We start from the raw sequence: 8,948 nt of genomic DNA on the forward strand, positions 1-8,948 counted from the left end.
CAATTTATCTGGTCAACCGGGGGGCAAATTCACTGAGTTTTTCCAACAAAGGAGATGATCTCATCCACGAGCGATGAAATCCGACCGCCGGTCATTGCCGCCGTGAAACTGAACGGCAGACCGTTCCTGGTTATCCGCTGGAAGTCGAAGTAAAACGAATTATTGCCGCAAGCAGTTATCGAAACCTGCCAGCCACAGCCTACTGCAATTTTGATTATATCACTATGAAACATCTTCAACCGATTTAATTTTTAGGTACATTTTTCATTTATTCCGCACCGCAGCCCCACCGAGTCCGAGAGGATCCGGCGGGGTTTTCGGTAGATATGGCTGCGCCTCAGTATTCCTCCGGCACCTTAATATCCCGGACGGCATCCAAAAGTTCTTCAATCATCTTCTCGGTGGCTTCCATGTCTTCAAGCACAGCTCTCATGCGGTATGGCGCACCGTTTCTTCCGTGTCCGAACTGGTCGAGCCATATGTACGTCTCGTAGTCAACATCAAAATCCTCGTAATACTCCTCTATATTCTCTATGAGGGAGTTGATGTTGGCGCACTTCATTTCAGCCGAGAATGAGAAGTCGCGTCCTGCCGGAGTGAACTTGCCAAACTCAAACTCCGCTGTCTGCTTCTTGTAGATTATTCCTGCTTCCACCTTCCAGCCTTTCGACTTGGCACATTCAACTACAGCGTCGGTCAAATCATCTATATACATATTGTTACGGTGTGTTGTGTCAGCCGTAGCGGAGAGTGCCACGGCTGACGGGGTAATTCAATCCTCGAATCTTGCGAGAAACTTCTGCAAGCGGTCATCGCGTAGGTTCTTCAAGGCGGTCGGCTTGAAGTTGGTCTGCTGCCTCACTTGAAGTTTGCCGTAACCTTGTGCGCTAAGGTCGAGTTCGACTTCGGATAACTCGTTGAGTGACACATAGCCATACTCATCCTCGATTAGACCGGTCACTATGGCGAACATGATGGTGTCGCCTCCCTCTCGTTCGCCTTCAAGTATAAACCATCGGGCGGAGCCGAGTGCGAAGATTGCGCGGCAAATTGCTTCCTTTCCCTTGCCGTCCTGGGAATAGAGGGGGTAGTCCTTCAAGCCTTCCTCCAACTGGGGTGTCTGTAGTCTGCACATATTCAGTCAAATGTTATTTCGTCGGGATAAACTTCAATGGTGGCTCCGCTGCTAAACTCAATGATAAAGCGGTAGCCGTTGCGCTCCACCACCGTGGCGCGGTGGTATCCACGCCATGGAGTGTTGAGTTCGCATTGCCGTCCGTATTCGGGAAAATCGGTGTTATTCATATAAGTATAAGTTTGTTTTGAATACTTCTGTATGACAAGTAATTAAGCATTACGCATTATGAATTAAGCATTGTCATAGTCGGGGTCAAAAATGAGGTCAGCCTCGATTAGATGGGCGTATGCCTCGGCTGCGAGACGCGAGGCCCACTCGTTGCGGTCATCGTAACGGCCTTTGCGGTAGTTGTGGGCGAGTCCTTTCATGTAGCCCAACATTACCTTAAACGCCTGCTGCTGGAGATAGCGGTGCATGGTTGTCATCGCCATGCCGGTCTTCTCGGTGCTGCTCACTTTGCCGTTGACAAAGTTCTCGAAGTCGCGGACAAACTCCTTGTCGCCCTCGGCTATCTTCATGAAGTCGATGTCTGTATTCATATCGGTAGTGGTTATATGGTTGCTTGATTATAGATGGCTGGCTCGGCAGACACATTATATATGTAATCGCCTGAGCGCACCAAAAGGCAGTCAGCTCCATAATAGAGCTTCTTCATGCCTCGGACACTTCCTGTCTTGTGGAAGTTCGGGAAGCGGTTGATGCCGACACGGCGTCCCTCCTCGATTGTCATTTTCTTTACTCTCATAGTTCCTTATTATTAATGAGTTCAATTCTTTTTCCCTTTTTGTGAAGCTCCTTTGAGCTTCTCGGTCGGGAGAACCGTTTTTCGTGCAAGTACGCACTGCGGACACGAGGGAACATAAGGCAAGAGTGGAGGCAATGACTGCGACCGAGATACCCATTTTTGAGGCACGAAAAAATGTGGAGGCTCACGGGCGCAGTCATCGCCGGAAAGCGTAGCGGCTCTTGCCGTTGCTCCCGTCCGCAGTATCTTCGCACCGAAAAACCTCTCCGACCCGGAAGCGCAAAGCGATGCAATCAGAAAATGCTGTACTTGTAACTAAATAACGGCAAATCATTTGGAGATTTGCCGTTATTTAGTTAACTTTGCACTTGATATACAAAGACTCCAATGACAGAGACACGCACTGCCATACTCACGTTTGCCGAGAATCGGGATAGCTTCCGGTTCGCCGAACTGTTGTCGTATCTCAACGGACTGTTTGAGATTTCGAAGGTCACGCTCTCCTGGTATCTCAGGGAAATGATCAACGACAATATTATCTTCAAGCTTGGCCGTGGCATATATACGGCACACAAGGTGCAGACATCGGAATACACGCCACGCCTGAGGACCAAGGCTGTGAAAGTCGGCAAAATTATCGCCCGTAAGTTTCCATTTGTCTCGGTCAGCGTACTCGATGGTCAGGTCTTTGCTGATTTCCAGCATCATATTTCCTCCAACAATATAATATATGTGGAAGTGGACCGCGATGCCATGGAATCAGTCTTTCATTCTTTGAAACAGGAGGGATATACCGCGTATCTTAATCCGTCGAAGGATTTTGTATATGACAACATCGACTTGTCAAAGGAGGGTGTGATTGTGAAACCCTTGATTTCCGAATCTCCTCTTATGGATTTCAAGGGAGTGAGGACCCCGCATCTGGAGAAAATCCTTGTCGATATTTATTGCGACGATGACTTGGACTATCTTCACGGCAGCGAATGGAGCCGGATGTTCGACAACGCCCTTTCGATGTATTCCGTCAACCGAACCGCAATGCTGCGATATGCCTCGCGGCGCAATGCCAAACCGGCCATAGAAAAGGCCATAGAAAACTTGGGAACCCACAATGATTAAACCACACTGTTTCGGCAAGGACTGGTTTCAGTCAATGTCGAAAAAATACCGTTACAACGACCTCGGCATTATCGAGAAAGTCATCAGGGCCTTTGCTCTCCTCGACCTTTTGGCCCGCTCAGGCTGCCCTTATATCTTCACGGGTGGCACATGCGTCGGTCTGATACTTGGCGACAAGACACGTCGGCGTTCAATCGACATTGACATTATCTGTCCTCCCGGCACCAATGTCGAGAAATTTGACATCTCAAAACTGACCTCCGACATGAACATAGACCGTGTATTGCCAGTCCGACTCAACAAGTTGAAGAAGACACGCCCTGAGGCTTTCTTCTATTGGTATCTTATTGACCGCATTCTATAAAACAGACAAATAGGCACTAAACAGCGGCAAATATTACCAAAATTTGCCATTGTTTAGTCAAAATAGAAGATAGTACTATGATTAAAGAGACACGGCTGTCGCCGGAAATGATTGACGCATTGGAGATGGCGATTCGCGAGGCTGTGCAGGAACGCATAGACACCGACCCCGATGTTGCTGACTGCTATCTGCGCATCATTCCGGGCAAATGGCTTGTTCAGGTGATGTATCTCGAGGAAAACAACCTGACCGCACCCAACCGCGACGTGGCGCTGCTCAACCTCATGTACGACCTAAAGGATTCATACGGCGGCAACGAGATATGGATGCTCGATAACCAAGCCATCCGTCGTCTTGCCGAATCCTATGGAGAACTATTAGAAATTGACCTTTGCCTGAATTGAAATTGACCAAGTTTGCAAATGCTAACATTGAGGAGCAAAGCTTTGGCACTGGGAGTAACTAATTTTGCGGCGTCAAGGGCTTATCTCTTCGACATCAGCACAAAACTTGGATGCAATGTCCTCAAATACGGAATTTACCGCGACCTACGCCGTGGGCAGTGTGGCCATGATTCTGTCAGGCATGGTGGTCATGCTTCTGGCTTGAGTTATGAACAAAAAGAATCGGGAATCCGTTTCTATTACGTATCGTTTAAACTAAAACTGCTATGAAAATCAAAGACGAACTTGAATATGCTCCCGGACAGATTGCCAACAAGGTAATCGCCAGGAACGCTTCCGGAATGGTCGTCATGATGGCATTCGACAAGGATGCCGCTCTCGCCACCCATACTGCTCCGGCGGTAGCCGTCGTTCAGATTTTGGAGGGAGTATGTGCTTTCACCATTAATGGAGAAGAGCGGATGCTGCAGGCCGGTGATTATATTGTGATGCAGCCTGGCACTCCCCACTCCCTTAGAGCTCCCGAACGATTCAAGATGTTGCTTACCAAGTTGAACGCCTGAAATGCACTGCTATATGAAAATGTTCTGTTATCAATGCCAGGAGACAGCCAAGGGAAAAGGCTGTGAAATTCAGGGTGTATGCGGCAAAAAGCCCGAGACTTCAACGAGGATGGACCAGCTCCTTTACATAATCAGGGGAATGGCCATCGTAAACCGCATCCTGCGCGAGAAGGGCGTAGCCGACTGCAACGCCTCGCACTTCATAATCGACGCGCTGTTCACCACAATCACCAACGCTAATTTCGACAATGCGATGCTCGACGGATTCATCGACAAGGGCCTGGAGATGAAAAACGAGCTTATCGGGACGGCGAAAAAGCGGGGAATCACGCTTCCGTATATGCCCGAGGTGTCATATCACATCACAAAAGAAAACTATGGCAGGCTTGAGGTCGTTGAGGCCGGAGGCGCTCTCGACGAGGAGATATTCAGTGTGCTTCACGATAAGAAGGAGGACATTCGTGGCCTCAAGCAGCTTGCAATCTACGGGTGTAAAGGCATGGCGGCATACGCCCGCCACGCGCTTAACCTCGGATATGAGCAGGAGGATATCTATGCCGTCATTGAAAATGCTCTGGCAGAGATAAGCCGGCCCGACATGTCTGTCGACGAATTGTTCTCGCTTGTCCTCGCGGTCGGCGATGGAGGCGTCAAGGCTATGGCGCTGCTCGACAAGGCCAACACCTCGACTTACGGCAATCCTGAAATCACAAAGGTAAATATTGGAGTCGGGAAACGTCCGGGTATTTTGATCAGCGGCCACGACCTGAAAGACCTTGAGGAACTGCTGATACAGTCGGATGGGAAAGGCGTTGACATCTACACCCACTCCGAGATGCTTCCGGCGCAGAGTTATCCGTTCTTCAAGAAATTCCCGCATTTCGCCGGCAATTACGGCAACGCATGGTGGAAACAGATCGACGAATTCGAGACATTCAACGGAATGTTCCTGTTCACGTCAAACTGCATCGTGCCTCCGCGTCCCAAGACCACATATACCGACCGCGTCTATACCACCGGAGTTGTCGGTATGCCGGGTACCCACCATATACCTGAAGGGTCGGACGGCAGGAAGGACTTCTCCGAGATAATCGAGAGGGCGCAAAAATGCCAGCCTCCCACGGAAATAGAGCATGGCGAGATTGTGGCCGGATTCGCCCACAACCAGGTTCTCGCGCTCGCCCCCAGGGTGATAGAACTTGTAAAGTCAGGCAAGATCCGTAAATTCGTGGTAATGGCGGGATGCGACGGACGATTTCCGTCGCGCAGCTACTATACCGAATTTGCCGAGAAACTGCCGAAGGATTGCGTGATTCTTACAGCCGGATGCGCCAAGTACCGATACAACAAGCTTCCTTTGGGCGAGATCGAGGGTGTGCCCCGTGTGCTTGATGCCGGACAGTGTAATGACTCCTATTCTCTCGTTGTCATTGCTATGGCGCTGAAAGATGCGCTCGGCCTTAAGAGCGTCAACGACCTGCCGATTGTATATAATATCGCGTGGTATGAGCAGAAGGCGGTGATAGTCTTGCTTGCCCTGCTAAGCCTCGGGGTCCGGAATATCCACACAGGCCCCACACTGCCGGCCTACTTTACCCCGGACATTCTCAAAGTGCTCCGTGAGAAATTCAACATCGGCACTATATCGACTGTTGATGACGACATTGCCAATCTGATAGACACATGGCCTACCATGACTTCATGTGTAGAAGCCGATTGATTGACAGATGCATTATCGGCCTGGACGCGCGAAAATATGTCCGGCTCTTACCACGAGGTAAGAGCCGGATTTGGAACAAAAAATAAGGAATCTATGCTGATGCCCTTGCTTCGATGAAGCGGTGGGCGTTGGCGTTCACGAGGTTGACAATGCGGTCATGGTACTCGGTGTTGGTGTTGCATCGTCCACGGCTCTGGACTACTCGGTTCTCTGTCAGTGAAAACTCCACGGTCTCTATGCGGTTGCCGGATTTGTCGTGGGCAGATAGCACGATTGAATCTTCTTGCGCAAAATATTCACACTTGAAGACGCAGTGGTGCATTGCCGTCCCCTCGGCTTGACAGGCTTCGATAGAGTCGAGCACCGACACCTCGATGTCCTTGTCGGAGATAACTATGCCGAAGTAGCATGACTTGGATTTGAGGAAATCTTCCTCATTTGCCCGGATTAGTTGCTCCTTAGATTTGTGCTTCTCTTCGGCGGAGGTCACTTTGTCGAGCCACTTGTCATGCTCTGTCGTGAGGTCTGTAGGGCATATATAGCGTGTGCTGCGGATGTCGCGTCCGCACCGGTCGAGCAGCCTTATCAGGTCACTCCATATTCCCCAATCTTCGGGAACATAGCCGTGGCGTGACGCAATCTTATATGAGTTCCAGCTTTGGTCGAGACGTATGGGGTTGCTGACAAAATACTCTACTGCACCGAAGTGTCCGACTTTCATAATCGTCTCGATACGGCTGTCGGTCAGCAGCGACTTCATCAGCCGGAACGGATGTCATTTTGTGCGGTTGCACTCAATGCCCATGCCGTTGCGCCTTAGTTCGGGAATAAGAGTCAGCCTCGGATAGATGTAGGTGTTGGATATTATGAAGTGGGTCTCCGATATTCCTGATTTCAGTTCGATGGGTGATGCCCAGTTGAACGAGTCGAGATAATGACCCAGTGTGCGGTTCTTCGATGTGCCGGTGGTCAGTCCGTTGGCATTCAGCCACAGACGGCATATCTCAACGGAAGCCACACTCTTTGGTTTTCCTTTCTTATATGTGACGCTAAGAAGCGACACCCTCTGAACCTGCAAGCCGTCAATGGTTTCAAGAGTGGAGAAATAGGTAGATTCCTCGATTTTACGTTTCAGCGTGTCCTTGATTTTCAACAGTCTGCCACACTCGGGACACTTGACAAATGAGCTTTTTCCCTTGTGGTGGAATTTATGACCGCATTCTCCACAAGCGGTCTCTCCGCTCGGTGTGCGGAACGCCCAATGCTGCACAAGGTTACGGTATGCCCAATCAATGGCTTTTGGGCTTATGGCGGTCAGCCTCGCATTGGAGGCTGACACCTGTCTGTCGAATCTTGACTTTGCTTTCATGGCTTAAAGGTCGAAAAGTGAGAGTTCGGGTTGCTTGTTCTCTTGCGGTTTGACCGCCTTAGGTTTCTTCGCAGAGCGAAGCGACTTTGTCGATGAGGAGTTGCGGTTCTGCAACTTTCGGAGTTCCTCGTCTTGGAAGCGTTTGAGGGCGAGAGCCTTTTGTTCCGCCTTTTCCTCCTCGTTCAGCTCTATATGGCGGTTGACAACGACACCGCACGTAATAGGTTTGCCGATTTAGATTGTCGGCTCGTCTATGCAATGTACAGCCATAGAGAATATCTCCTCGTCTGAAAATCCACAACAGCCGGAAGCCTTGACCTCGTTGAGTAGTCTTGTCAGCCTTGGGAATTTTGATTTTGTTCCATGGATTGAATTTAATCTTGACGATTCCCTTCTCTTCATCGTTAAGCTCCACAATCGCCGCCTTGAACATCTGCCTGATATTAATAACGCGAGTTCGGGATAAGAACTTAATGATTTTCAACCAATCAAAAGACATAGAGTATTGGGCGGCCTTTCAAGGTCGCCTGATTTATTTGTACCGTTTGGTGTTGTTAATCCCAGAGGACAAGCTGCCCGCTTGACTCGGGTACCTCAAAGTCGAAGTTCACTTCCGGCTTTGTGGCGAAGAAACAATACGCCCCCATTGCCGCAAGCAGGTTCATGAGGAAGTTGTGTACGCTGCGGTGGCGGGAGTGGACGAGCTGCGCCACATTCTTCAGCATGTCGTTTATGGATTCGATGATGCTCCTTTTACGAAGCATCATCCTGTCATAGAACGGCATGAGACGCTGTTTCATGTTCGAGCGAAGACCTGTCACAATATGTATGCCGTCATCCCAAAGATGCCCGAAAAGAGACTGCGATATATATCCCTTGTCAGCGTATAGTTTTCCAAACACCCTGTCAGTCAGTGTGTTGATGACTGCCTCATTGCGGTCGTCCACATTGGCGCGTGTCAGTACAAAGTTGATCAGCTCTCCTTTTTCGTTACATAGCAGATGCAGTTTGAAGCCTACATACCATCCCATCGTACTCTTCCCTTTGGCCGCAATATCCTTGAATACCTTCATGTTGAATTGGCGCTTGTTGTGAATGACCGGAATGCAGGTGCTGTCCACAAAACTTATCCCCGTGCACTCTCCGAAACACGCGAGCCGCAGGAACATGGTCATAGCCACAAAACATCGGGGCATGACTTCCACGAAGCGGTTGTAGGAGAATGTCTGCGGAAACAGATGCTTCCAGTGAATGCGCACACATCCCAGATAATAGTGCTTGAAGTTTCGGTACGAATTGAAGTGGAAACAGATCAGAATCGTGATGACCTCGGCATCCGACATCATGCGCTTTCTTTTCCGCTTTGGAGTGTCAGCTGTGGACGGAAGTGCATTTTTTGTGAAGATTCCAAATCGAAGTGCAAAACTTTGAGATGGGCATTAGTCATTCTCCTCTCTCCTTCTGGCGAGGGGATGCCCAAGCGGCGGGGGCGGCCTAAACCGCCCCCAAGAGCGGACAGCAGCAGA

General features: G+C 49.8%; 14 protein-coding genes and 2 pseudogenes. 5 read left to right on the forward strand and 11 right to left on the reverse strand.

Features of this window, described 5'->3' with window-relative positions; translation table 11 throughout:
• Positions 1–337: 337 nt before the first annotated feature.
• The 5 genes from C5O24_RS08615 to C5O24_RS08635 all read right to left on the reverse strand — a co-directional run bounded on the left by C5O24_RS08615 (position 338) and on the right by C5O24_RS08635 (position 1,883).
• The gene (locus C5O24_RS08615; RefSeq protein WP_107036386.1) at positions 338–715 is read right to left on the reverse strand and encodes a hypothetical protein; all 378 of its coding nucleotides are present in this window, start codon (positions 713–715) and stop codon (positions 338–340) included.
• Positions 716–772: 57 nt separating this feature from the next.
• Positions 773–1,135: a hypothetical protein gene (locus tag C5O24_RS08620; RefSeq protein WP_107036385.1), complete on the reverse strand. Its 363-nt coding sequence runs from the start codon at positions 1,133–1,135 to the stop codon at positions 773–775.
• 2 nt (positions 1,136–1,137) lie between these two features.
• Positions 1,138–1,305, reverse strand: a complete 168-nt coding sequence (locus C5O24_RS08625) for a glyoxalase (protein ID WP_107036384.1) — start codon at positions 1,303–1,305, stop codon at positions 1,138–1,140.
• 63 nt (positions 1,306–1,368) lie between these two features.
• Positions 1,369–1,677, reverse strand: coding sequence for a sulfide:quinone reductase (locus C5O24_RS08630; protein WP_237613027.1), 309 nt, complete (start codon positions 1,675–1,677; stop codon positions 1,369–1,371).
• A gap of 11 nt (positions 1,678–1,688) precedes the next feature.
• The gene (locus tag C5O24_RS08635; protein ID WP_107036383.1) at positions 1,689–1,883 is read right to left on the reverse strand and encodes a hypothetical protein; all 195 of its coding nucleotides are present in this window, start codon (positions 1,881–1,883) and stop codon (positions 1,689–1,691) included.
• A 387-nt stretch (positions 1,884–2,270) separates the two neighbouring features.
• Here C5O24_RS08635 and C5O24_RS08640 point away from each other — a divergent pair, with 387 nt between their 5' ends.
• The 5 genes from C5O24_RS08640 to hcp all read left to right on the forward strand — a co-directional run bounded on the left by C5O24_RS08640 (position 2,271) and on the right by hcp (position 6,053).
• Positions 2,271–3,002, forward strand: a complete 732-nt coding sequence (locus C5O24_RS08640) for a DUF6577 family protein (protein WP_107036382.1) — start codon at positions 2,271–2,273, stop codon at positions 3,000–3,002.
• Entirely contained in the window at positions 2,995–3,366 is a 372-nt protein-coding gene (locus C5O24_RS08645; protein WP_133165510.1) for a hypothetical protein, read from the forward strand. The genes C5O24_RS08640 and C5O24_RS08645 overlap by 8 nt, the downstream gene beginning before the upstream one ends.
• Positions 3,367–3,443: 77 nt before the next feature.
• Positions 3,444–3,770 (forward strand): hypothetical protein, encoded by a 327-nt coding sequence (locus C5O24_RS08650; protein WP_107681711.1) that lies wholly within the window; start codon positions 3,444–3,446, stop codon positions 3,768–3,770.
• Between the two features lie 266 nt (positions 3,771–4,036).
• Positions 4,037–4,333, forward strand: a complete 297-nt coding sequence (locus tag C5O24_RS08660) for a cupin domain-containing protein (RefSeq protein WP_107037051.1) — start codon at positions 4,037–4,039, stop codon at positions 4,331–4,333.
• Positions 4,334–4,346: 13 nt separating this feature from the next.
• Positions 4,347–6,053: a hydroxylamine reductase gene (gene hcp, locus C5O24_RS08665; protein WP_107037053.1), complete on the forward strand. Its 1,707-nt coding sequence runs from the start codon at positions 4,347–4,349 to the stop codon at positions 6,051–6,053.
• A gap of 91 nt (positions 6,054–6,144) precedes the next feature.
• On the opposite strand, the gene C5O24_RS14470 is transcribed toward hcp, so the two are convergent.
• The 6 genes and pseudogenes from C5O24_RS14470 to C5O24_RS14300 all read right to left on the reverse strand — a co-directional run.
• Positions 6,145–6,813, reverse strand: a complete 669-nt coding sequence (locus C5O24_RS14470) for a PcfJ domain-containing protein (protein WP_240604941.1) — start codon at positions 6,811–6,813, stop codon at positions 6,145–6,147.
• 15 nt (positions 6,814–6,828) lie between these two features.
• Complete coding sequence (locus C5O24_RS14475) at positions 6,829–7,422, reverse strand: FmdB family zinc ribbon protein (RefSeq protein WP_240604943.1); 594 nt, start codon at positions 7,420–7,422, stop codon at positions 6,829–6,831.
• 3 nt (positions 7,423–7,425) lie between these two features.
• Entirely contained in the window at positions 7,426–7,656 is a 231-nt protein-coding gene (locus C5O24_RS14640) for a Cas9 inhibitor AcrIIA9 family protein (RefSeq protein ID WP_431607041.1), read from the reverse strand.
• Positions 7,657–7,741: 85 nt separating this feature from the next.
• Positions 7,742–7,861: pseudogene (locus C5O24_RS14485) on the reverse strand (phage integrase SAM-like domain-containing protein); the annotation flags it as partial.
• A 115-nt stretch (positions 7,862–7,976) separates the two neighbouring features.
• Positions 7,977–8,831 (reverse strand): annotated as a pseudogene (locus C5O24_RS08680) (IS982 family transposase); the annotation flags it as partial.
• Positions 8,765–8,948, reverse strand: a 184-nt coding sequence (locus tag C5O24_RS14300; RefSeq protein WP_205961083.1) for a hypothetical protein, incomplete at its 5' end; no start/stop codon positions are given. The gene C5O24_RS14300 and the pseudogene C5O24_RS08680, both read right to left, overlap by 67 nt.

The sequence above is a fragment of the Paramuribaculum intestinale genome (assembly GCF_003024925.1).
Taxonomy (GTDB): Bacteria; Bacteroidota; Bacteroidia; order Bacteroidales; family Muribaculaceae; genus Paramuribaculum; species Paramuribaculum intestinale.

What these genes read in the sequence shown, in the direction of transcription:
- C5O24_RS08660 (WP_107037051.1), top strand. Translation starts at nt 4,037, where the DNA reads ATGAAAATCAAAGACGAACTTGAATATGCTCCCGGACAGATTGCCAAC.
- C5O24_RS08615 (WP_107036386.1), bottom strand. Translation starts at nt 715, where the DNA reads ATGTATATAGATGATTTGACCGACGCTGTAGTTGAATGTGCCAAGTCG.
- hcp (WP_107037053.1), top strand. Translation starts at nt 4,347, where the DNA reads ATGAAAATGTTCTGTTATCAATGCCAGGAGACAGCCAAGGGAAAAGGC.
- C5O24_RS08640 (WP_107036382.1), top strand. Translation starts at nt 2,271, where the DNA reads ATGACAGAGACACGCACTGCCATACTCACGTTTGCCGAGAATCGGGAT.
- C5O24_RS08635 (WP_107036383.1), bottom strand. Translation starts at nt 1,883, where the DNA reads ATGAGAGTAAAGAAAATGACAATCGAGGAGGGACGCCGTGTCGGCATC.
- C5O24_RS08630 (WP_237613027.1), bottom strand. Translation starts at nt 1,677, where the DNA reads ATGAATACAGACATCGACTTCATGAAGATAGCCGAGGGCGACAAGGAG.
- C5O24_RS14475 (WP_240604943.1), bottom strand. Translation starts at nt 7,422, where the DNA reads ATGAAAGCAAAGTCAAGATTCGACAGACAGGTGTCAGCCTCCAATGCG.
- C5O24_RS08620 (WP_107036385.1), bottom strand. Translation starts at nt 1,135, where the DNA reads ATGTGCAGACTACAGACACCCCAGTTGGAGGAAGGCTTGAAGGACTAC.
- C5O24_RS08625 (WP_107036384.1), bottom strand. Translation starts at nt 1,305, where the DNA reads ATGAATAACACCGATTTTCCCGAATACGGACGGCAATGCGAACTCAAC.
- C5O24_RS08645 (WP_133165510.1), top strand. Translation starts at nt 2,995, where the DNA reads ATGATTAAACCACACTGTTTCGGCAAGGACTGGTTTCAGTCAATGTCG.
- C5O24_RS14470 (WP_240604941.1), bottom strand. Translation starts at nt 6,813, where the DNA reads ATGAAGTCGCTGCTGACCGACAGCCGTATCGAGACGATTATGAAAGTC.
- C5O24_RS08650 (WP_107681711.1), top strand. Translation starts at nt 3,444, where the DNA reads ATGATTAAAGAGACACGGCTGTCGCCGGAAATGATTGACGCATTGGAG.